This is a genomic window from Mycobacterium sp. 2-64 (genome assembly GCF_035918375.1).
GTDB classification, from domain to species: Bacteria; Actinomycetota; Actinomycetes; order Mycobacteriales; family Mycobacteriaceae; genus Mycobacterium; species Mycobacterium intracellulare.
In genome coordinates this window covers 1,360,519-1,381,956 of sequence record NZ_CP142361.1, presented here as the reverse complement: position 1 = coordinate 1,381,956, position 21,438 = coordinate 1,360,519, and the positions used below count along the sequence as shown (strand labels likewise).

26 protein-coding genes are annotated in these 21,438 nt (G+C 64.3%); 6 read left to right on the top strand and 20 right to left on the bottom strand.

What is annotated here, in order from left to right; genetic code table 11:
• Positions 1–9: 9 nt before the first annotated feature.
• Entirely contained in the window at positions 10–837 is an 828-nt protein-coding gene (locus QGN31_RS06665) for a mycofactocin-coupled SDR family oxidoreductase (RefSeq protein WP_014385529.1), read from the top strand.
• A gap of 2 nt (positions 838–839) precedes the next feature.
• Here QGN31_RS06665 and QGN31_RS06660 read toward each other — a convergent pair whose 3' ends face one another.
• From QGN31_RS06660 to QGN31_RS06615, 10 genes are read right to left on the bottom strand one after another with little or no spacing between them, the layout of a single operon-like run.
• On the bottom strand, positions 840–1,394 hold the full coding sequence (locus QGN31_RS06660) for a carboxymuconolactone decarboxylase family protein (protein ID WP_014385530.1): 555 nt from the start codon (positions 1,392–1,394) through the stop codon (positions 840–842).
• Positions 1,391–2,233, bottom strand: coding sequence for a TauD/TfdA dioxygenase family protein (locus QGN31_RS06655; RefSeq protein WP_009954700.1), 843 nt, complete (start codon positions 2,231–2,233; stop codon positions 1,391–1,393). Before QGN31_RS06655 ends, QGN31_RS06660 begins: the two co-directional genes overlap by 4 nt.
• A 27-nt stretch (positions 2,234–2,260) precedes the next feature.
• Positions 2,261–2,599, bottom strand: a complete 339-nt coding sequence (locus QGN31_RS06650; RefSeq protein ID WP_009954699.1) for a hypothetical protein — start codon at positions 2,597–2,599, stop codon at positions 2,261–2,263.
• A complete protein-coding gene (locus QGN31_RS06645; RefSeq protein WP_009954698.1) occupies positions 2,596–3,858 on the bottom strand; it encodes an aromatic ring-hydroxylating oxygenase subunit alpha in 1,263 nt (420 codons plus the stop codon). The genes QGN31_RS06650 and QGN31_RS06645 overlap by 4 nt, the downstream gene beginning before the upstream one ends.
• Positions 3,859–3,871: 13 nt before the next feature.
• A complete protein-coding gene (locus QGN31_RS06640; protein WP_014383055.1) occupies positions 3,872–4,615 on the bottom strand; it encodes an SDR family NAD(P)-dependent oxidoreductase in 744 nt (247 codons plus the stop codon).
• Positions 4,616–4,635: 20 nt separating this feature from the next.
• Positions 4,636–5,730 carry a ferredoxin--NADP reductase gene (locus QGN31_RS06635; RefSeq protein WP_014385532.1) on the bottom strand — a complete coding sequence of 365 codons (1,095 nt, stop codon included), beginning with the start codon at positions 5,728–5,730 and terminating at the stop codon, positions 4,636–4,638.
• 56 nt (positions 5,731–5,786) lie between these two features.
• Complete coding sequence (locus tag QGN31_RS06630; RefSeq protein ID WP_008259268.1) at positions 5,787–6,239, bottom strand: MarR family winged helix-turn-helix transcriptional regulator; 453 nt, start codon at positions 6,237–6,239, stop codon at positions 5,787–5,789.
• Positions 6,240–6,250: 11 nt separating this feature from the next.
• The gene (locus QGN31_RS06625) at positions 6,251–7,504 is read right to left on the bottom strand and encodes a metal-dependent hydrolase family protein (protein WP_014385533.1); all 1,254 of its coding nucleotides are present in this window, start codon (positions 7,502–7,504) and stop codon (positions 6,251–6,253) included.
• Positions 7,501–7,836 (bottom strand): hypothetical protein, encoded by a 336-nt coding sequence (locus QGN31_RS06620; protein ID WP_008259272.1) that lies wholly within the window; start codon positions 7,834–7,836, stop codon positions 7,501–7,503. Before QGN31_RS06620 ends, QGN31_RS06625 begins: the two co-directional genes overlap by 4 nt.
• Positions 7,833–9,101, bottom strand: a complete 1,269-nt coding sequence (locus QGN31_RS06615; RefSeq protein WP_014942713.1) for an aromatic ring-hydroxylating oxygenase subunit alpha — start codon at positions 9,099–9,101, stop codon at positions 7,833–7,835. The genes QGN31_RS06620 and QGN31_RS06615 overlap by 4 nt, the downstream gene beginning before the upstream one ends.
• Positions 9,102–9,265: 164 nt before the next feature.
• Between QGN31_RS06615 and QGN31_RS06610 the strand changes: the two genes are divergently transcribed.
• Entirely contained in the window at positions 9,266–10,711 is a 1,446-nt protein-coding gene (locus QGN31_RS06610) for an aldehyde dehydrogenase (protein ID WP_014385535.1), read from the top strand.
• A 43-nt stretch (positions 10,712–10,754) separates the two neighbouring features.
• Here QGN31_RS06610 and QGN31_RS06605 read toward each other — a convergent pair whose 3' ends face one another.
• Positions 10,755–10,988: a hypothetical protein gene (locus QGN31_RS06605; protein ID WP_026071254.1), complete on the bottom strand. Its 234-nt coding sequence runs from the start codon at positions 10,986–10,988 to the stop codon at positions 10,755–10,757.
• A 209-nt stretch (positions 10,989–11,197) separates the two neighbouring features.
• On the opposite strand from QGN31_RS06605, the gene QGN31_RS06600 reads away from it, so the two are divergent.
• Positions 11,198–12,832: a fatty acyl-AMP ligase gene (locus QGN31_RS06600; protein ID WP_041785756.1), complete on the top strand. Its 1,635-nt coding sequence runs from the start codon at positions 11,198–11,200 to the stop codon at positions 12,830–12,832.
• A 169-nt stretch (positions 12,833–13,001) separates the two neighbouring features.
• A complete protein-coding gene (locus QGN31_RS06595) occupies positions 13,002–13,442 on the top strand; it encodes a DUF5994 family protein (protein WP_009954687.1) in 441 nt (146 codons plus the stop codon).
• On the opposite strand, the gene QGN31_RS06590 is transcribed toward QGN31_RS06595, so the two are convergent.
• The 3 genes from QGN31_RS06590 to QGN31_RS06580 all read right to left on the bottom strand — a co-directional run bounded on the left by QGN31_RS06590 (position 13,439) and on the right by QGN31_RS06580 (position 14,418).
• Positions 13,439–13,633, bottom strand: a complete 195-nt coding sequence (locus QGN31_RS06590) for a hypothetical protein (protein ID WP_014380809.1) — start codon at positions 13,631–13,633, stop codon at positions 13,439–13,441. The genes QGN31_RS06595 and QGN31_RS06590 overlap by 4 nt on opposite strands.
• A gap of 204 nt (positions 13,634–13,837) precedes the next feature.
• Complete coding sequence (locus tag QGN31_RS06585; RefSeq protein ID WP_009954685.1) at positions 13,838–14,215, bottom strand: type II toxin-antitoxin system death-on-curing family toxin; 378 nt, start codon at positions 14,213–14,215, stop codon at positions 13,838–13,840.
• Positions 14,212–14,418 carry a hypothetical protein gene (locus QGN31_RS06580; RefSeq protein WP_026071253.1) on the bottom strand — a complete coding sequence of 69 codons (207 nt, stop codon included), beginning with the start codon at positions 14,416–14,418 and terminating at the stop codon, positions 14,212–14,214. Before QGN31_RS06580 ends, QGN31_RS06585 begins: the two co-directional genes overlap by 4 nt.
• A gap of 102 nt (positions 14,419–14,520) precedes the next feature.
• Between QGN31_RS06580 and QGN31_RS06575 the strand changes: the two genes are divergently transcribed.
• Both QGN31_RS06575 and QGN31_RS06570 read left to right on the top strand, forming a co-directional pair.
• A complete protein-coding gene (locus QGN31_RS06575) occupies positions 14,521–14,736 on the top strand; it encodes a hypothetical protein (protein WP_009954684.1) in 216 nt (71 codons plus the stop codon).
• Positions 14,737–15,054: 318 nt separating this feature from the next.
• A complete protein-coding gene (locus QGN31_RS06570) occupies positions 15,055–16,410 on the top strand; it encodes a hypothetical protein (RefSeq protein WP_326544693.1) in 1,356 nt (451 codons plus the stop codon).
• Positions 16,411–16,421: 11 nt separating this feature from the next.
• Here QGN31_RS06570 and QGN31_RS26335 read toward each other — a convergent pair whose 3' ends face one another.
• The 6 genes from QGN31_RS26335 to QGN31_RS06545 form a co-directional block, all read right to left on the bottom strand.
• Entirely contained in the window at positions 16,422–16,985 is a 564-nt protein-coding gene (locus QGN31_RS26335; protein ID WP_442792211.1) for an HNH endonuclease, read from the bottom strand.
• Positions 16,986–17,147: 162 nt separating this feature from the next.
• Positions 17,148–18,404: an AAA family ATPase gene (locus tag QGN31_RS06565; protein WP_326544692.1), complete on the bottom strand. Its 1,257-nt coding sequence runs from the start codon at positions 18,402–18,404 to the stop codon at positions 17,148–17,150.
• A 106-nt stretch (positions 18,405–18,510) separates the two neighbouring features.
• On the bottom strand, positions 18,511–19,182 hold the full coding sequence (locus tag QGN31_RS06560; protein ID WP_326544691.1) for a hypothetical protein: 672 nt from the start codon (positions 19,180–19,182) through the stop codon (positions 18,511–18,513).
• Between the two features lie 127 nt (positions 19,183–19,309).
• Positions 19,310–19,804, bottom strand: a complete 495-nt coding sequence (locus QGN31_RS06555) for a hypothetical protein (RefSeq protein ID WP_326544690.1) — start codon at positions 19,802–19,804, stop codon at positions 19,310–19,312.
• Positions 19,805–19,969: 165 nt separating this feature from the next.
• Positions 19,970–20,776: a hypothetical protein gene (locus tag QGN31_RS06550; RefSeq protein ID WP_326544689.1), complete on the bottom strand. Its 807-nt coding sequence runs from the start codon at positions 20,774–20,776 to the stop codon at positions 19,970–19,972.
• Entirely contained in the window at positions 20,773–21,360 is a 588-nt protein-coding gene (locus QGN31_RS06545) for a hypothetical protein (RefSeq protein WP_326544688.1), read from the bottom strand. The genes QGN31_RS06550 and QGN31_RS06545 overlap by 4 nt, the downstream gene beginning before the upstream one ends.
• Positions 21,361–21,438: the final 78 nt, after the last annotated feature.

Here is a 21,438-nt window from a genome sequence, read left to right as displayed (position 1 = left end):
CCAAATCGCATGAGCGCCAACGACACTCCCCTGGCCGGTCGAGTCGCCTTCGTCACCGGCGCCGCGCGTGGGCAGGGCCGCTCCCATTGCGTCCGGTTGGCGCGGGCCGGCGCCGACATCGTCGCCATCGACGCGTGCGCCCCGGTCGCGGCGCACAATGGCTATCCGGCCTCGACACCCGAGGACCTTGCCGAGACGACGCGCCTGGTGGAAAGCGAAGGCCGCAAGATGCTGGCCGACCAAGTCGATGTCCGGGACGCCGCGGGGCAACAGCGGGTGGTCGACGAGGCGATCACCCAATTCGGCCGCCTCGACATCGTCGTCGCCAACGCCGGCGTGCTGAACTGGGGCCGACTCTGGGAGATCTCGGCGCAGCAATGGCAGGACGTCCTCGACGTCAACCTGACCGGTGTGTGGAACACCATCAAAGCCACTGTGCCCGCGATGATTCAGGCCGGCAATGGGGGCTCGATCATCACCATCAGCTCGGCCGCGGGCGTGAAGGCCGTACCGGGGTGTGGTCACTACTGCGCCAGCAAGTTCGGTGTGGTCGGCATGACCAACTCCCTGGCGGTCGAGCTCGGCGAGCACGGCATCCGGGTGAACTCGGTGCACCCGTATGGCACCGACACCCCGATGGGCAACGACCCCTCGATGTGGCAGCTCTTCGCCGACCACCAGACCTACATTCACAGCTTCTCCCCCGGCGCGCTGCCCACCGATTCACTCGCCGACCCGGACCTGGTCTCCGACATCGTGCTGTGGCTCGCCAGCGACGCGTCCTCGCTCGTCACCGCCGCGCAGATCCCCGCCGACAAGGGTTACCTGAAAATCTGATCTCAGTGGTGCGCCTCGTCTTGGACGCCGAAAGTGTTGACGGCCAAGGCCAGCAGCAGGTAGCCACCGATGGTGAAGATCAGATCCATGCATTGCTGCTCGGTGAACAAGCGGCACAGGTCATCCCAGGTCGTCTCGGCGACCGTGCTGTCGGCCGTGAGATCGTCGACGGCGGCGATCACGGCCCGGTCGGTCTCATCGGCGCAGCGGCCGGTCCCAATGTCGTCGATCTCGGATTCGGACAGCCCCGCTCGCGCGGCGATGGGGAGGTGGTGCGACCACAGATAGCCGCACTTGCTCCGGTGCACCACGCGAAGCAGCGCGACTTCTCGCACCCGCGGCGACAGCGTCGATCGGGTCAGCAGGTACGCGTTGAACGGCAGGTAGGCCGCGGTCAGGTCGGGATGGCGGACCAGGGTGGACAAAACATTGCCCGCGCCAACGGGATTCGCCCGCTCGGTGGGGATCAGGGATGCCAGCGATTCCCGGGCGCGCTCGTCCCATTCCCCGGCGGGCAGCGGCGTCAGGCGCAGCGGGTGACGACCGTCCGTGGTCATTCGATCGGCTCGTCGCCGAGCACGGTGGTGCGCAGCATTTCGCGTTGGGAGTCCGGGTCGTACGGGGCCGCACGGTGCAGCACCCCGCGGTTGTCCCAGATGACGGTGTCCCCGACCGACCAGCTGTGGCTGTAGACCTTCTCGGGCGTCGTCGCGCGCGCCAGGAGCTCGTCCAAAAGGGCGCGGCCCTCGTCGAGCTCCATGCCGACGACGTAGTCCGCGGAGGCGCCCAGCACGAGTGATTTGCGGCCGCTGCGGTGCGTCCACACCAGGGGATGCTCATGCGTGCGCCGAGATCGCCAGCGCTGCACCTGTTCCGGGGAGGGATCGGGATACACGCGGCGCTGGGACGCTTCCAGCGAGTGCACCACGCGCAACGTGCCGAACCGCTGCTTCTCCTCATCGGTCAGGTCGTCGTAGGCGGCGTAGCTGTTGGCGAACTCGGTTTCCCCGCCCCATTCGGCCACCCGCACCGCCGAGAGCACCGTGGCCTTCTGGGGGCATTCGTCGCCCAGCGGCGTGCAGCCATCGATGTGCCAGTCGAAGGTGGCCTTCAGGTAGGCGGCCGAGGCGTTCTTGGACTTGTCCAGCGTGATCGGGTAGATCCCGGCCACCGGGTGATGGCCGTCCGAGGAGTGATCGACCTCGCCGAGGAGGCGGCAGAAGCCGACCTGGGCCACAGGATCGAGGTGCAGGCCGCGGAAGACCAGAACGCCGTTGTCTTCCAACGCATCCAACACCGCCGCGCCGACCGAGTCGTCGGCCAGCTCGGTGGGCCCCAGGCCCGCGACCTCGGCGCCGACGGACTCGGTGAGTTTGGTGATGGTGAGCAGACCCATGGTCGCTCCTTTCCGGAGAGGGATGAATCAGGGCACCGGCCAGCCGGTCCGGGTCATGACCGCGTCGGCGGCGTCGACCGGGGCCGGTTGATGCATGATCTCCACCGCCATGGCGACCATGACCAGCGAATAGATCATGTGCAACAGGTTGAGCGCATCGTCGGGCAGGTTGTCGAGCGGAAACTTGTCGCAGTAGTCGATGGCCTCTTCGAGGCGCGGAAAAAACGCGTTGTAGAAGTCGAGTAGCTGCGGCATCGACGCGCCGACCCGGGCGTTCCAGCGCTCGGTTTCGGTTGCCAGGCACCAGGTTTGGGCGTAGTCCTCCAGCTCGGCGAATGCGCTGGGCAACATGGGATGCATGGTCACACCCCCACCGGATCCTGTTCGCGGCGATAGGCTTCGACCCAATCGACGACGACCTTGTGCAGGTGGCGTACCAAGATCTCTTGGTCGTTGAGGGGAAAGTCGTCGACGATGCCGTATTCCAGCGCCGCCTGGGTCCCGCCGAGCATTCCGGCGTCTTGTAGCGCAAACTCTTTGAGCACCACCGCGGCGACCTCGTGCTCGATGCGCTCGCGCACGGTGCTCGCCGGGTGGAAGTAGGTGTACGCCTCGAACCGGTGCGTGTTGTGCGAGGTGGGCCAGTACCGGTACAGCAGATACCATCCGCCGTAGATCAAAATCTCGATGTTCGGGAAGATCTGGAAATTGCTGATCCCCCAGGGCTCGATCCCACCAGGGTTGAGCCCGGCCGGCAGCTCGCCGATGTCCGGGGTCTGCCACGGCCCCACCAGCCCGCTGCGGGTGGCGCGCTCGATCGGGTACATGTATTCCGGCGGCAACAGCCAGCGGCGCCGCCCGGCGGTGGAGACCAGCCGGTGCGGGCCGTCGAGTTGGAAGTGCCCGCAGGTGAATCCGGCGTTGGGGTCGCGCACCTCCGCCGGCACCTGCTGCGAGTGCAGCGACGGCACGTGGTAGTACTCCTGGAAGGCGTCGGCGAAGATCTTCCAGTTGCTGTTGTTGTGGGCCACCCAGTCGTAGCGTTCGGTCAGCTTCCCGAACGGATAGTCGTCCAGCCCGGTGATCATCGGGCCGAGGAACTCGCGCAGGCTCTGGCGCGGCTCGGTGTCGAAGTTGATGAAGACGAAGCCGTTCCACACGTCGCAGTGCACCGGACGCAGCCCATACTTCGCGGGATCGAGGTCGAAGAACTCCGATTCCTGCTGCACGAACTTCAGCGCGCCCTGCAGGTCGTAGCGCCAGCCGTGGTACTTGCAGGTGAACTGCCGGCAGGTGCCGCGGGTCTCCTCGCCGGGATAGTCGTTCCACACCAACTTGTTTCCGCGATGCCGGCACACGTTGTAGAAGGCGCGGATTCGCTCGTCTTTGCCCTTGACCACGATCACCGACGCCCCGACGACTTCGATCTCTTTGGTCAGGTAGCTGCCGACGCGGGGCAATTCCTCCACCCGGGCGACGTTGAGCCACGCGCGCTTGAAGATCGCCTCCCGCTCGAGTTCGTAGAACTCGCGGGACGTGGAATCCCTGAAAGAGACGGGGCCCGTGCCCAATTCGGGGTAGTGCTCGGTCCAGGAGCCTTCCGGCGGCCGGCCTGATCTCGTCATCGCATCCTCACTATCACATCACCGATCCGCCGTTGACGCCCAAGACCTGACCGGTGATGTACCTCGCTTCTTCCGAACACAAAAAGCCCACCGCGGCCGCGATGTCGGCCCCGGTGCCCAGGTAGCCCACCGGGATATTGCTGGCGATCTGCTCGTTGGAGGGCAGGTACCCGGCGGCCTGGCCCTGGTGCTGCATCGGGGTCTCGATGCCCGAGGGCGGGATGTTGTTGACGGTGATCCCGTTCGCCGCGTATTCGCGGGCCAGCGACTTGGTCAACGTGATCACCGCGCCTTTGGACGCCGCGTAGTGGGCGGCGAACGGGGATCCGCGCTGGGCGCTCGACGACGAGATCATCACGATTCTCCCCCAGTTCGCCTCCACCATGTCCGGGAGCGCGACCTGGCAGCAATGAAACGTGCCGGTCAGGTTGACATCGATGATCCGCGACCAGGATGCGGCGGTGATGTCCAAGAAGGGCGAAAACCCGAACATCCCGGCGCTGGTCACCAGGACCGTCACCGGTCCCAGTTCGCTGCGCACCTTCGCGAACGCCTGCTCGACGGCGGACCGATCGGTGACGTCGGCGCCCACTGCGAGCGCGGTCGCGCCTTCGGCGCGCAGGCCGTCGGTGACGCGTTGCGCCGCATGCTCGTTGACATCGAGGACGGCCACCTTGAGGCCGCGCCGGCCCAATTCGTGACACGTCGCCTCGCCCATGCCTGAGGCGCCGCCGGTCACCACCGCCACCCTGGTCATCGCATCCGCCGCCCTATCGCTCATTCGTAGACCACCCGCACCGTGGGACTGGTCGGCACGGCCTGACACGTCAGCACCCAGCCGTCGTCGACCTCATCCTGGTCGAGCGCATCGTTGTTGATCATCCGGGCGCTACCCTGCGTCAGGCGCCCCATACACGTTCCACACGAACCGATTTCGCACGAGGACGGCGCCCGCAGCCCCGCCATACGGGCTGTCTGCAACAGCGTGTTGCCCGCGTAGTACGGCGCGGTGGTCGTCGATCCGTCCAGCACGATGGTGACCTCGTCGGTGACCGCGTCGGTCTCCGGCGGCGCCGCCGCGGCCACGTCGGTCACGTCGAAATGCTCGATGTGCAGGCGGCCGGTGGGCACGCCCGCCGCGCCCAGGGCGGTTCGCACCGTGTCCATGAACTCGTTCGGCCCGCAGACGTAGAAGTCGGCGCCGTCGGTGTTCTCGACGAACGCGGCGATGTCCGCCTGGGTGGCGAAGCCGCGTTGGTCGTCGAGATGGTGGTGCAGGACGAAACGGTCCGCGTGGCGCTTTTCCAGCGTTTTGAGGGCCTCGTCGAAGATCACCGCGTCCCGGTTTCGGTTGGCGTAGAACAACCGCGCGCCGCGCGTGCCGGACACCAGCGCGGTGCGCAACAGCGAAAACACCGGCGTGATGCCGCTTCCGCCGGCGAACGCGACCAGGTCCCGGCCGGTGTCGTTCAAGACGAAGCGTCCCTGCGGTGGAAGGGCGTAGAGCAGGTCGCCGGGTGCGGCGGTGTCGTTGAGCCAGTTGGACACCGCGCCGCCGCGGTCGCGTTTGACCGTGATGCGCAGGTCTTCACCGACCGCGGGGGATGACGACATCGAGTAGCAGCGCCGGTACTCGCGCCCGTCGACGCGGACCAGCAGCGTCAGGAATTGCCCGGCTTGGTAGCCGAACCGTGCCGCGCTGCCCCGGGGAACATCGAGAACGATCGACACGGCGTCGCGGGTTTCGGGTATCACGTGCTTGACCCGAAGCGGCACAAAGCCTTCCGGGGCATCGGCCATGTCGACAGCGCCCGCTGCGCCGCCGGTCACGGTCGCCGGACCGGCGTTGGCTGTGCTGTGGTGATCGCCCATCTCCGTCAGAGTATCAACTACTTGCGATTAGTCTCAAGTACTAGATATTGGTCACGTCATCCGTCGACGTGATCGTCGAACAGCTCATGGCCGGTGCCCTTTTCGACCACGCGGCCCAGCAATTCGCGCAGGGTCCGCTGCTCTTCCTCGGTCAGCACGCCGAACACCTCCTGGTGTGCGGCGATCGCGTCACTGACCACCGTTTCGGCGACTTTGCGGCCCTCGCCGGTCAGGTAGGCCCGCAGGATGCGCGCGTGCTGGGGGTCCTGCTTCCTTTCCACCAGGGCACGGCGTTCCAACGCGGTGAGCGCGAGCTGGACGCCTTGCGGGCTGATCAGCAGCCGCCGCGCCAATTCGGCGCCGGACAACCCGGGTTCGTTGGCCAATTGGCGCAGCACACCGATCTGGGCGGTGCTCACGCCGTGTTCGCGCATCGCCTCGTTGATGGTGGTCAGGGAGTAATAGAAGGCCTGCTTGAGCAGCCACAGGATGTTGTCGGTGAGTTCCATACCTGCCTCCGTCAGGCCGCGGGGCTTTTGTAGATCTGTCCGTTCTTCATGACAAAACGGACTTCGAGCGTCTTGGCGATGTCGTCGAACGGGTCTCCCGGCACAGCGATGATGTCCGCGAGATAGCCGGGCGCCAGCCTGCCCAACTCGTCGTCAGCGTCGATCAGCTCGGCGGCCACCACCGTGGCCGCCCGGATTGCCTGCGCGGGAGTCATGCCCCGCTGCACCAGCGCACCCAGTTCTTTGGCGTTTTGGCCGTGCGGGATGGCCGGCGCGTCGGTGCCGCACGCAATCCGGACGCCCGCATCGATCGCCTTGGGCAGCATGGCCTTTGCGCGCGGAAACACCTCCAGCGCCTTCTTGCGCAGCTCCGGCGCGATGCGGTCGATGGCCATGGCCTCCGTCAGGTAGGTGGTCGAGACCAGGAAGGTGCCGTGGTCGACCATCATCTGGATCGTTTCGTCACTGGCCAAAAAGCCGTGTTCGATGCAGTCGATGCCCGCGCGGATGCAGGCCTGGACCGCGGTGTCCCCGACGGCGTGCGCGGCCACGCGGACTCCAGCCCGGTGGGCTTCGTCGGCGATCGCGGCGAACTCGGCGTCGGAGTACTGCTGCGCGCCGGGCGCGGTGCTGTGCGACATCACCCCGCCCGAGGCCGACACCTTGATCAGCTTGGCGCCGTGCCGGATTTGGTAACGCACGCAGGCGATCACGTCGGGTACGCCGTTGGCGATGCCCTCGGCCACCGATAGCGGCATGACCCCGGGCGCCAACCGCTGAAAGACCGTCGGGTCCAGGTGCCCGCCGTACGGGGTGACGGCATGGCCGGCGGGATAGATGCGAGGCCCGACGTGCCACCCCTGGTCGATTGCGCGCTGCAGCGCCACGTCGAGCAGATACCCGCCGGTCTTGACCATCAGCCCGAGATTGCGCACCGTGGTGAACCCGGCCTCCAGGGTGGTGCGCGCGTTGACCGCCCCGCGCAACGTGCGATAGGCGGGGTCGTCCTGCACGCCATGCATGGGCGACGGCAGGCCCTCCGGCCCGCCGGGTCCGCCGATGAGCAGGTTGAGCTCCATGTCCATCAGGCCCGGCAGCAGCGTCACGTCGCCGAGATCGACGATGGTGGCCGAGTCCGGCAGCGGCCCTTCGGGATTGATCGCGGAGATGCGTTCGCCGTCGACCACGATCACCGCCGGAGCGTGGATCCGGCCCGTGACGACGTCGGCCCACCGCGCCGCCCGCAGGACGATCGCCTCGGTCATGGAACCGGCTCGGACACGCAGTCCAGGGTCGAAGCACCCGAGTCGGGGACGCGGGGTTGCTTCCAGCACTCCACCGGGAACGACACCATGATCATGGAGTAGAGCAGGTGCATCAGATTCAGAACGTCGTCCGGCAGGTCGTCGAGAGAAAACTTGTCGCAGAACGACAATGCCTCCTCGGCCCGCGGGGTGATCGCGTCGTAGAAGGCCTTCATTTCGACCATGGAACTGGCCAGCCTCTTGGCGTAACGTTCGGGTTCGCTCGCCAGGCACCAGTCGGCGAACGGTTCGAGGTCGGCGAACTCGGCGGGCAGCATCGGCATCTCGTTCACACCCCCGCGCTCGTCGTCCGGCGATAGTCATCGATCCAGGCGGCGGTCTCCTTGTGGAGGTGACGGATCAGGACCTCCTGGTCGCACAGCAAGAACTCGTCGATCACCTGGGATTCGAGCATCGTCTGGGTCGCCTCCAGCGTGTTGGCGTCCTGCAGCCCGTATTCCTTGAACGACACCGCCGCCAGTTCCTGAGCGACGCGCTCACGCGGGGTGCGCGGCGCCGGGAAGTACAGCGTGCCCTCGAAGAGGTGACTGTTATAGGACGTCGGCCAGTAGTGGTAGGTCAGATACCAGCCCTGGCCCCAGAACAGGATGACGAAGTTGGGGAACAGCTGGAACGAATCCAGCCCCCACGGATCACATTTCGCCGGGTTGAGCCCCTCGGGCATCGGGCCCAGATCGGGCTTGTCCCATGGCCCGAACAGCCCGCTCTGGCAGACGTCCTCCATCGGCTTGCGCATCTCGTCGGCCATTTCCCAGGCGCGCACCCCCGAGGTGCTGACCAGCCGGTGCGGCCCGTCCAGCCGGTAGTGCGGGGCCTCAAAACCCGCCTCGGCGGCCGCCTTCGAGTACGCGGTCGGTGACTGGTTCGCGTGCAACACGGGCGCGTGATAGAACTCCTGGAACGCGTCCATGTAGAGCTTCCAGTTCGCCTTGACCTCGGAGCGATAGCACCAGCGCGAGACCATCTTGTCGAAGGGATAACCTTCCAGCCCGGTGATCATGGGTCCGAGGAACTCTCGCAGCGACTGCTCGGGCTTCTTGGCGAAGTTGACGAAGATGAACCCTTCCCACACGTCGCAGTGCACCGGCACCAGCCCGTAGCGGCCCTTGTCGAGGTCGAAGAACTCCTCCTCCTGCTGCACGAAGGTGAGGTTGCCGTCCAGGTCGTAGCGCCAGCCGTGGTACTTGCAGGTGAACTGCCGGCACACCCCGGCTGTTTCTTCCTGCGGCATGTCGTTCCACACCAGCTTGTTGCCGCGATGCCGGCACACGTTGTGATAAGCCTTGATGTCGCCAGACGTGGTGCGCACCAAGATGATTGAGGTGTTGACAACCTTCAGCTCGCGGGTGAGGTAACTGCCTTTGCGCGGAAGCTGTTCAACACGACCGACATTGAGCCAGGCACGCTTGAAGATGGCGTCACGTTCCAACTCATAGATCTCGGGGCTGATCGAGTCCCGGTAGGACACCGGCTCGGTGCCCAATTCCGGGTAATGCTGGGTCCAGCTCCCCTCCGGCGGTTTAGGAAATCGAGCCATGATCGCTCCTTAGCAGTCCAATCTCAGCGAAACTGCAGCAATGCCTGCGCGAAAACAACCACCCGCGCACCGGTTTCACCGATCCCTGAGGGCTCCGTCACGGCCGACGGTATATCCTCGTGTCACCAATAGCAAGTAGTTGATACTGGCCCCGGGAGGCGCGGATGGACCATCACCCCGCAGTGCAGATCGCCGGAAGCGATGGGGCGCGGCCGCAGGCCGGCGTCTTGCACGTCATCTCTCCGCACACCGAGGAACCGATCGCCGAGGTCAATGCGGCGGGATCCGACGACGTCGACGCGGCGGTGGCGGCGGCGCGCGCGGCCTTCGGGCCCTGGGGCCGCAGCGAGCCGGCGGAACGGGTCGCCGCGATCCGGCGCCTGGCCGACATCTACGACGGACGCCGCGCGGAGATGGCCACCACGATCACGGCCGAGATCGGCGCCCCGATCAGCTTCGCCCAGCGGGCCCAGGTCGGCCTGCCGGCATTCATGATGCGCGCGTTCTGCGACCTGGCCGAACGGCACCCGTGGCAGGAGACCAGGCCCGGGTTCTTCGGAAGCGACGTGCACGTCCGCAAGGAACCCGTCGGCGTCGTCGCGGCGATCGTGCCCTGGAACATGCCCCAGTTCCTCATCGTCACCAAACTGGTGCCCGCGCTGTTGGCCGGCTGCGCCGTCGTGCTCAAACCCGCCCCCGAAAGCCCGTTGGACGCGCTGCTTTTAGGCGAGATGATCGCCGAAGCCGGCCTGCCGCCGGGCGTGGTCAGCATCCTGCCGGGCGACGGTGCGCTGGGCGCCTACCTCGTCGCCCACCCGGGCGTCGACAAGGTGTCGTTCACCGGCTCCACCGCGGCGGGGCGGGCGGTGGCCGCATCGTGTGCGGTCAACCTCACCAAAGTCAGCCTGGAACTCGGCGGCAAGTCCGCCGCCCTGGTTCTCGACGACGCATCGCCGGACAAGGTGGCCGCCGGGGTGCGATCCGCGAGCCTGTCCAACAGCGGCCAGATCTGCAATGCGCTCACCCGGGTCCTGGTGCCGCAGGGGCGCCACGACGAGTACGTCGACGCGCTCGCCGCCGAGATGGCCGGCCTTCGCGTCGGCGATCCCAACGATCCCGACACCCAGCTCGGTCCGTTAGTGTCCCGGCGCCAGCAGCGACGCGTTCGCGACTACATCGAGATCGGCCAGAACGAGGGGGCGCGCGTCGTCATCGGCGGCACCGACATGCCCGACGGACTCGACCGCGGCTGGTATGTCCGGCCCACCCTGTTCGCGGCGGCCGACAATTCGATGCGCATCGCCCGGGAGGAGATCTTTGGGCCCGTCATCACCGTCATCCCCTACCGCGATGACGAGGAGGCGCTGGCGATCGCCAACGATTCCGATTACGGCCTGGCCGGCTCGGTGTGGAGCAACGACAGCGACCGTGCGCTGGCGATGGCCACCCGCATCCACACCGGGACCGTCGGCGTCAACCAGGGCTACACGATGGATCCGTTCGCGCCCTTCGGGGGCGTCAAGGCCAGCGGCTACGGCCGCGAACTCGGGCCCGAAGGCCTCGACGGTTACCTGGAAACGAAGTCGATCGCCATCGCCGCGGAATCCTAGATCCGTTGGCGCCCTTGGCGTTTGGCACGAATCTACGGCATCGTCATGCCGCTTTGGCGTATCTGCGAACCACGTCGTCCTCGCCGAACGTGCTGGTGCGCTGTTGGCCGTTGTCGTCGCGGCTGAAGAATGTCCATTGCCGCGGACCGCTCTGCGGACCACTGATCATCTTGACGGTCAGGCGCAGTTCCGTGGGGCGGCGCGTGCCGATGACGTCGCCGACCCGGATCTGCGACGGGTGAATCTCGGGTGCGTCGCACCAATTCTGTGTGGACATGACGTCCATCCTCCCTTGTTCCCAACAGCCTATCCGTAGTTCGGCGTTTCTCGCGGACGGATCAGCTTGCCGCGCCGTCAGCCTGACCCGGACAAGCGGCGCGCCCTCCGGGGAGACGCGCCTGAGGTCAGTAGCATGTCCTCGGCACCTCATACGTCCCGAGATGACCAAAACAGGCCTGTAGCTGGCCTGACACAGGGGAGGTGGCGGTGAGCAGATTCGTTGACGCGATGCTCTGCGCTGCGGAGTCGAGTACCCATGGCCTGGTGACCGGCGAACCTGGTTCGCCGGTTCGGTCTAGCTGGGCCGAAGTACATCAGAGCGCCCGACGGGTAGCCGGCGGACTGGCCGCCCTCCGGGTCGGCGCGGGCGATCGGGTCGGTGTGCTGGCCGGCGCTCCGGCGGAAGTCGCGCCGATCGCGCAGGGGGTCTGGCTGCGCGGCGCGTGTTTGACGATGCTGCATCAACCGACGCCACGCACCGATCTGCAGGCGTGGGTGCGCGACACCTTGGCGGTCATCACGATGATCGAGGCAACCGTCGTGATCGTGTCGGAGCCGTTCATGGCCGCGGTGGACGTGTTAGCCGAGCACGATGTCGCGGTGGTGACGATGGCCGAGCTATTGAGCGCCGCACCGACCACCGTCGTCGACAGCGATGAGAACGATCTGGCGCTTCTGCAGTTGACGTCTGGCTCGACGGATTGCCCTAAAGCAGTGATGATCACCCATGCGAACGTGTTCGCCAACGCCGAGGCGATGTTCGTCGGTGCCCAGTACGACTTGGACACCGACGTGATCGTGAGCTGGTTACCGCTATTCCACGACATGGGAATGACCGGATTCTTAACGGTGCCAATGCTATTCGGTGCCGAGTTGGTCAAGATCACGCCACTCGACTTCTTGTCCGATATCTTGTTGTGGCCCAAGTTGATCGACAAGTACCGAGCGACCATGACCGCGGCACCGAATTTCGCCTACGCGATGCTCGCCAAGCGGTTACGGCGGCACGCAAAGCCCGGTGATTTTGATCTGTCGTCGTTGCGGTGGGCATTATCAGGTTCCGAGCAGGTCGAACCGGCCGACGTGGAGGAACTGTGTTTGGCCGGCGTGCCGTTCGGACTGCGTCCAGAAGCGATCTTGCCCGCTTATGGAATGGCCGAAACGACTGTGGCGGTGTCATTTTCGGAGTGTGGCCGTGGACTCGTCGTTGATGAGGTGGACGGCGATATGCTGGCGGTGCTGCGCCGCGCAGTGCCCACCGCCGCCGGCCGCACTCGTCGACTCGCATCGCTGGGGCCGCTGCTGAAGGGTATACAGGCACGCGTCGTCGATGAGGACGGCGCCGTTCAGGCGCCCCGCGGTGTGGGAGTCATCGAGTTGCGGGGAGATCCGGTCACGTCCGGGTATCTCACGACGGCCGGTTTCATGGCCGCTCAAGACGACCAGGGGTGGTTGAACACCGGCGATCTGGGTTATCTCACCGAGCAGGGCCACGTGGTCGTGTGCGGTCGGGCCAAAGACGTCATCATCATGGCCGGACGCAACATCTACCCCGCTGATGTCGAACGTGCTGCCGGGCGCGTCGTCGGGGTGCGCGCAGGGTGTGTGGCCGCCGTGCGGCTCGATGCCGGCCGTTCGCGGGAATCGTTTGCCGTTGCGGTGGAGTCGAACGACGTCGACGATCCCGCGCAGGTGCGGCGCATCAAGCATGAGGTCGCTCATGAAGTCGTCACCGAAGTCGCGGCGCGGCCACGCAGTGTGGTGGTGCTGGCCCCGGGGGCGATTCCCAAGACGCCGTCCGGCAAGCTGCGTCGCGGTTACGCGCTGCCCCTGGTCACATGAGCGCGCTCCTATAGCGAGCAAATCTCGGTGGTGGGGTAGCGTCGTAGGTGAGCCGTTTCGTTGTCCGCGGTGTTCCACCGCAATGGGCGCAGTGAACACCCAAAGGCAATGCGATTCCTCCACTCGCCACGCGACCGCGGACGAGCGATGCCGAACTTAGGAACAATCTGTGTATCGCACGGCGAGCCGACGCACGGCCGTCCCCGTCCGGGTCTCGGTAGCCCGCCAGTTAGGCGGCGACATCGACGGAGCGTGGTGGCCACGCGCGGACCGCATCACCAACGAATTACCCGGCCTTGTCGCGGCGCTGACACCCCTGCTCGGCGACATCTGCTCTGTCAACGTCAACTGGCCGGCACTACAACGACCGCCCGATTTCAACTGGCACGGATGGGAACACAAGCGCCAGCACGTGATGACGTTCATCGGCGGCGAGGAGCGGGTGAACCTTTTGATCGTTCCTTATGCGACATACAGCGGGCTTGCACTGATGGTGCTGCGCCGCGCGGCCGGACTGCCCGTCGAGGCCAAGGATCGCGACAAACCCGCGTTCGTCACCGCCGGCTCGATCCTGCAGGCCGCCCGACAACAACGCGCCCTCGACCGTTAGGCGATTTCGCTCACGACGTAGACGGCGACATAACCGATCGGGATGCCGGTCCAGGTTGCGATGCATTCGCGCGCGGCCAGTTCCACAGCGGCCCGACTTGTCGTGCGGGTGGACCTGCCGATCTCGGGGACGGTGATCGCCCATCCGTCGGCGTCGCGGGTGACTTCGATGTCGAAGCACTGACCGACCATCGGACACTTCACGCGGGGGACGACCCGCTGTCGACGAACGCCGCGCGACGCTTGTCGGCGCAGCAACGTGGGCTGAACAGGCATGGCTGCTTTCCTGAGTCGCAATCGAACCGCGGGCTAGATTAATGCGACCCAGGACGAAAACCTAATTGGCGGATCGCGCCGCATAACGGCGTTGCCCGAAGCCGGCGTGGTTCGCAGCGGTCACGGGTGGCTCCAGCCGCGCAGTTGTGCCGCAATGTCGTCGAGACCGGCCATCGCACCGGTGGCCACCCGGATCACCAAATCGAAGCGATCGTCCTCGGGCGCACTGATCCACTGGGCGTTGATTGCCAGGAACGTCCGGCAGGCCGCCCACCCGAGTCGCTTGTTCCCGTCCACCAGCGCGTGATTCCGTGTCAGCGAATGCAGCAGTGCGGCGGCCTTGACGTGGGGATCCGGGTAGGCGTCCTGGCCGAAGATGGAGGCTCGAGGACGCGCCAGAGCGGATTCAAGCAAGCCGTAATCCCGGACAATGACGTCCACTCCGACGGCTTTTCGGGCAATTTCCAGAAGATCCTCGAGGTCCAGATAGTCCGTCATGCGTCCTTGAGGCGCTCCAGAACACCTGCCTCCTCGCGAAGCACGCGCTGCAGCGCATCGGCGACCTTGGCCTTGTGCGCCCGCCGGGCGATGTACTCGTCGATGGCCGACAGCGCGACGGCCTGCATCGATCGGCCTTCCGCACTGGCCTGCCTGCGCAGCGCTTCCGCCTGCTGTTCACTGGGCCGAAGAGTCATTCCCATAGCCGAATGATACCGGACTGATACCACGGCGCGCCTAGTGATGTGTGATGCAGGCCACATCTGCGCGTTATATGTTGCGGGCGTCACAACCAAGGAGATTTCATGGTGGGCGTGAATCGTACGAACAAGGCCATGGTCACGCCTCGTTCCGGCGCAGCGGTCAATTCGCACCGGCTGTTCATGGCGTTTCTGGCCGTCACGATATTCATCAGCGCGGTCGCCGGCGTCGTCGCCGCGGCGTCGACGGGACACGAGACCGCCGCGCTCGTCATCGCGCTCGTGGCCGGCGGGAGTTTCATGACCGCCGCATTCTGCTAAATCCGCGACGTCGATTGGCGCGATGCGCCCAGTTATTTCGGTGGAGCTAAGGGGACTCGAACCCCTGACCCCCACACTGCCAGTGTGAAACGAGGTGTGCTCGCTACTGGCCTGGCGTCCACGCCGTACCGATTAGTCCAGGTCGGAGGGGCTGCTCTGTGCTGATGTGTCCAGCGCGAATTTGCCCGTAATCGAGAGTTTTAGGACACGGTTAGGACACACCGAACGGGTGTTCGCAGGCCGACTGATCCAGTCCTACACTCTTGTCGGCACCCGGCAACGACGACTGACAGACACACGCGAGCGACGAACGGCGAAATGACTGACGACACGAACACCGCCGGCTCAGCACGTGCACAAGACGATGTTCTGATCCGGTGGACCGGCTGGCTCGACGACTTCATCGGCGGACTCTCCGCACTACCCGGCGAGACGGCGACAGACTTCTGTTGCGCGGCGGGCGACGAGTGGAAGCGCTGCGTCATGGAAGACCCCCCGGCGCCAGACAGCGCCGCGATGCTTGCACTCTTGGGGGCGGTGCGCGCAATCACGCAGGTCGCATCGTCGGCGGCGCTGGATGAACGAATCACCCGTGGTGCGGCGGACGCGACGTTGCGGGCCGCGCTAGAGGGCGTGCGGCACGACGCGCAAGGGTGGGTCGACTACGGTCCGCCTCCAGCTGACGAGATCCAGGACAGAGTTAAAGCGGTCGGCGCGACATTGAAGCACGCCCAAGATGCGTTGGCTAACCGCGTCGCCGAGGACGAGGCGGACGACGCTTATGCGAGGGAGCATCCATACGGCGCGATTCTCGGCTACCAGGACCCTGAAGTGGAGGCAGACATAATTTTCACGCAGGTCAGCGAGTTCACCGAGGACGAGCAGAACCGATATGCACAAGCGCACGACCGCTTAAGGCAGTTGATCGACCAGGATCTGTTTAGTTACGTCTCCGATTCGAGCGACGCATTCATCGACGTCGTGTGCGAAGTACTGCGCGACATTCAGAATCAGGTGTTCTCGCTGTCGAACATGGACGAGTCCCATGAGCGCATCCGCCGTATCCGATCAGCACTGATCGCCTTCACAAGCGCGTTGCACATTCATCAGGATCAGACGTACTACCTAGTCAAGCACAAGTTCGGCGATGAGTCGGATGAGCATAAAGCCGTGCGAAAACTGTTCAACGACATCTATTCCGGTTGTTTTGGTTACAGGTGGCTTATCGAGCTTCGCCACGTGATGCTCCACATCAACATGAACGCCTTCACGATCGCATTCACGGCTCGCCTGAATGCGGAGGCGGAAGTCATTCTCGGCATGAGCCGGTATTGGATGTCGAAGTCGTCGGGTGTCATGGGCAAGGCATACAAGCGGACCGAGCTGGAGGCGATGACGGATGACCCAAGTGTGCTGGACATGATCAAAGTGCTGATACCGGCTTTTGGGCCGCTCCAAGACAAGATCGACGCGATTATGTTCCCTGCTGCGGAAGTGGCCGAGGATGTCGAGACGGTCCGCGAACTGATCGGGCGATTCAACGGACGGAGAGGGATGTACGCGCTACAGACGGGGCCGGGCTTCACTCGACGGCTGCGAACCCCGTCGTTCTCACCGCTCGATCCGAGGGTTTTGGCCTATGCAGAGCAGTACCAGGAGCCCGAGCAGAGCTAGCTCGATCGAGTCTAGGCGCATGCACGAAGAAACCGCTTCCAAATATTTCGCCTGGTCTGCTTTAGGAGTAGTAATTCTGCTTCGGCAGCGCCCTCCCAATAACCATACCAGCGGGAGACGCCAACGTCGTCCTGTGAGACCTCGGATAATAGCTCAGATATCGCTTCAGGAGTTGGCTCCTCGTTGACCGAATTAACGGCAGAACGCAGTCTTTTACATGTCCGCGCTCGGCCTTCGGCAACCGCTTCGTTATTGATAGTCGGCAGTACCTCAAGCGTCGCTTCCCCAAAAATGTCGTACTTGTCCACAATATATCGTGGTGCGATAAATCCGGAAGCGGTGTCAAGTGTCATATGTCGCCAAGGATCCGTTATCGATGGATCGATCAATAACGGATCGCCGCTCGCCGTAGCAGGGAACCTCTTCCCTTTCTTCCGGTTGCATCGAGTGCAAACCCACAATAAATTTGGCCATTTGAAAGTGGAACCGTGATCGACTGCGATTGGCTTGAAGTGGTCTATGTCGGATGCATGCGAATCACTGCAATACGCGCACCGCTGACGAGGTCCAGCCATGTCTTCCAGTGCCTTGACGACGGGCGAACAATCCGACGAAGCGCGGAATGCGTTCCACATGATTCGTGCATCATCTGCCGAAACGCATATTTTGGAGCGGCTATAAAGAGCCCTTCTGCCGTTCAACGGCAACTCTAGGCGAATCAGCTTACGCATTACTAGTTAACTGGCGTCAACGGCAAACAATGAGAGCTGGTCGAATTCGGTCTGCTCTTCTTTGCTTAGGCCGACCGAGCGAGCTTTTGCCTTCAAACGAGCGCGTTTCGTTAGCGCTTCTACGGCCCGCGGTGACCGAGTGTGCAGCATGCCAAATGCATCGGAGAGCAATATTTCGTCAGGCTTGCCCGCAATAATTTTGCGATACTCGTCTTGCGAGACCTTGAACGGCGAGCCACTTCCTGCCGACGGCATATGATAGATACGTCCGTAATCTGCGGCCTGACAAACAAGTGGACTGTGTGTGGTTACAATGAACTGCACGTTCGGGAGATGCTGTTTAAGCCAAAAGCCAATCTCTCTTTGCCACGCGGGATGTAGATGCGCATCTACCTCATCTATCATCACTACGCCGGGGCGATCAAGGATGAACCGACCATTTTGGGTTTCTGCGACCAACCCTTCCGCTCCATAAACCGAGGACATGTGTCGAAAGATATCGATGAACATTGCGAGGGCGGAACGATAGCCCTCACTCATATCGGCGAGCGGCATGCGATGTTTCGCCGGATCTCTCAACCAAATTCCATCTGAATTGACTTCGTCAATGCCAACGCCCTGATGGAGAAAATTGTCGCCGACGAGCTTTTTGAATGCTTCCAAAATGGTAGCATCGTCTTTGTTTTTCTCTAGACGTCGATAGTTCAACTGCTTTACCCACTCTTCACCCTCGGCTAGGGTCGCGTCTTCTTTAAAGAGCGTTGCGTAACGCGGGACACGACCTGGAAGCATCATTAAGCGCTGAGCATCGGGCGAGCTACCGTACAGCCGCCTAAACGGACCATAGCCGACGGAAAACCATCCCGGAGTTAACGGCTGCCAAGGACCGTTTAGGGCACCTTTTTTCTTGTTTTTGAAGATGTCCGCGGATGCGATATCTGTTTGTCGCCCATCGCGTCTTATTTCCACTTCAGCCCAGACAGTCCCCGCGGGGAATCCTCCTCGCTTCATCTTGTCGACTTCGTGGTCCGGCTTGACTTCGACCGAAATCGTGCCGCGATCCGCGCCTTCTGCAATCCATCCCCGCAAGTCGGGCACCAGCGAGTTGACTTGTTCGGGTCCCAGCAACGCGAGAGAGATCGCTTTTAGGAAGGCTGTCTTACCACTGCCGTTGTCCCCGGTGATCACCGCCCAACCTGCGAGCGGCTCACCGTGACCCGCGAAACTCAGATCCACCTCGTCGAAACCCTTGATCGACGACATTGCGACGCGGCGTATGTACATGATTTCCCTGGAAATAGTGCGCTGGTGATAGAACCCACAGCCTAGAGTGCTCGCTACTGCTGACGTCGATAGCCACGCGCGAACACTATCCGGCTGCAACCGCTTGCAGTCGGTGCTGATGTCGGCTGTTTGTGCTTCTGACGGCCGATGCTCGAGCGAACCGCCACAGCACACCACCCACCCGGTATTCGCTGCGCCAGGGTTCCGCGCGCATCCACTCTGGTCGCGCGTCCCAATCCTGTGCGGTGTACTCGGGGAAGCCGGCGACCGCAGGCACGCCGAATTGCTCTGTCAGACGCTCGGCAAGTACGACAGCATCCTCCAGCGCGCCACGTTTGGCCTCGGCGCTGGTCGCTGTGCCCCTGGGCTCCGCGGTGACGAACATGCGCTGGATTTCGGCTGAGCCAGCCCGCAGCACCGGGAAGTTGGTGGCAAGCGAATCCGCTTCGTCATGCCACAGGATCGGCGCCGTCGCGATGTCGTCGTGGTCCATCACCTGGTGGAGCGTGACGTGGGCCAACACTGGCACCATGCCCATGCTGGGCCGATAGGGCCAACAGCCGCCCCTAACAAGACGGCGAATGTTCGACGTCATGGCGCACAGCCGGTAGAGGGCGTCGACGACGTTGGCCACGGCATACAGGCCGCACGAGCAGTTGGGTGCGGGCGCATCGTGGTCGTTAAACCAGCACGCGGCGCGCAGGGTTCGCTCACGGGTGTAGTTCGTCGTCCGCCGGCCCGTGCCGATCGCGCTCACCGGTGTTTGTCCACACACCGGTGAGTACAGTGCTAGTCGGCCCTCGGCTGGCAGGGTATACCAGACTCGCCAGCCAATTACGTTGTCGCGCAAGGTGATCGAACCCGTCTCTCGTGAGCGGTGCGCGTTACGACACAGCGCGCAGCCCGGCGCGGATGTTGGCCAGCTCCAAGCTGCCCGGCCCGCCGTCGTCGGTCACCCCCAGTGCGGTACAGATTTCGTCGTGGCCTACCTGGCCCTTGACGAGCAGCTCCGCGGCCACCCGTTCCACCGCCGGCCAGCATCGCTCAAGCAGCGGGATGACCGCGAGCCCCGCGGCCGGGCCGCCAGCGGCGACGAGAGCTTGCCAATCGAGCGAGGTGGTCGGCAGCACTCGCTGCATGTCACCGGGCCCAGGGCTGCGGCCTCGAAGCCAACGCGCCTCGGCCCAGGGACCGGCATATGTGGTGCGGGCGCTCACGCTGTCTGGCAAGTCGTCGTATTCGGTGCGCGGGCGTTCGCCTAGCACTGCCTTGTGCACCCGGCCGCCGAGAAGCACGGCGGCCACCGCGTGGCCGGCCTCGTGGAATGCCGCTGCCAGTTCTGCCGCGGTGATGTTGTCGGCCGACCGGGTTCTTCTCATTGCGGGTCCTCTCGGGTCGTCAGGTCGTGGAGGTGGCGGTGCGGCCCGCAGCCAGTTCCACCGCCGCCTCCACGACTTGCGCTGTCATCTGCGGGGAGCTGCGCCACGCTGGCTACGGGCGTCCCGCGGCGCAGCTCGCCGTAGATGACAGTGCTTGCTATGCACCTAGCTGATTTCGACTGCCGCAATGGCGGATTCGTAGCCGATGAGCACGCTGCGTTCGGCTAGAGCGACGAACTGATTGGTGGAGTGCTTGATGTCCTCGTACTGCGACACCGGCCCGCACCATCCGAATACCGGAGAACTCGCGACGAGCGTGGTGCCCAGTGTGCCGACGTACCCACCGCCGAAAACGACTTGGTGGCCCAGCGCAGTGTGGAACGTTCCATCGGCGCCCGCTGTCAGCACGTCGTGGCTCAGCGCCGGGGTCGCCCATTGGGCGCTGGCGTGGATCACGCCCACCGTTTGTGTCTTGGCCAGGTGTGCTTCCAGTTTGGCGATGGCGTCAGCAATGTCGGTGGCTGCGATGGCGGTGCCGGCGTCGTCGAGCAGCCGGGTGGCGAAGCTCGTCTCCACCGCCCGTTGTTCCAGCCGCGCCAGGTTGCGCGCGGCGCGGTCGCGCACGTCCTGCAATTCAGCTTGAGTCATGTCACCGCAGTAGTTGTGATCGAATCCGTAAACGGTCATCGCCGTGAAAGGTTCGAGGTCGTCGATGTCTGGCCGCTCGCCGGTCTTGAGGTCGTCGTCGGTCAGGTCGTCAACCGAGGCGCACCATGGCGCACCCCAGATTCCGAAACCGTCGTCGCCGGGGAAGTTGGATGGTCGGATGACGACTCCGGAGGGCAGCCAGCGCAGCGGCTCGGCCTCGTCCTGGGCCCAGGTGATGACCTGATACAGGCCGTGCGGGGGCGCAGGCAACAGCGGTACGTCGAATTGGATGGGCGACAAGGTGCCGGTTTCAATTGTGGTCATCGCAAGCTGGCTCCTGTCGTTTTCATCTTGGCTAGGGCCCGTTCTGTGCGCTCGCGCTCCTGGCGGGCCTTAGTGGCGGCGTTAATCGCCTCGATGCTCGGCAATGCTTGGTGCCGAGCGACTTTGGGTATGAGCCGCGACAAGTCCAGTGCGGCGGTGTCGAGTACGCGCAGTGCGGCTTCCAAACGCTCGCTGGCCGATGCGCTTTTGAGTTGTGGGTGACTCGGTGGCAGCGCGCGGCCCAGGAACGCGGCCAAGTCGTCGCTGTGCACGGCCACATGTTTGACCAGTAGCGCGGCCCAACGTCCCGACACGATCTGTTCGTCACTGATTTGTGGCGGGTGTGGACGCTGGGCGAGATCGCGCACCGCCCGCGCGATGCGGGCGTGGGCCTCGTTGTCCAGACGCGCTGACTCGGCCAGCATTCCGACCACGGTCGACAGCAGCTCGTGTACAGCCTTGGCCGCGCCGTCGACCTTGGGACGCATCGCCAGAGGGTGAGGCAGCACCGCTACCTGATCGGCCAAAGGGCTCAGGATCGCTGAAACCTCCGACGCCAGGTCGAAATCACCGCGGTAGACCACTCGCAACCACCTACGGCGTCGCTCGCGCTGTTGATCTTGGCTGTAGACCGGCTCCGGCGGTTCCGGTCGCTCCGGCCG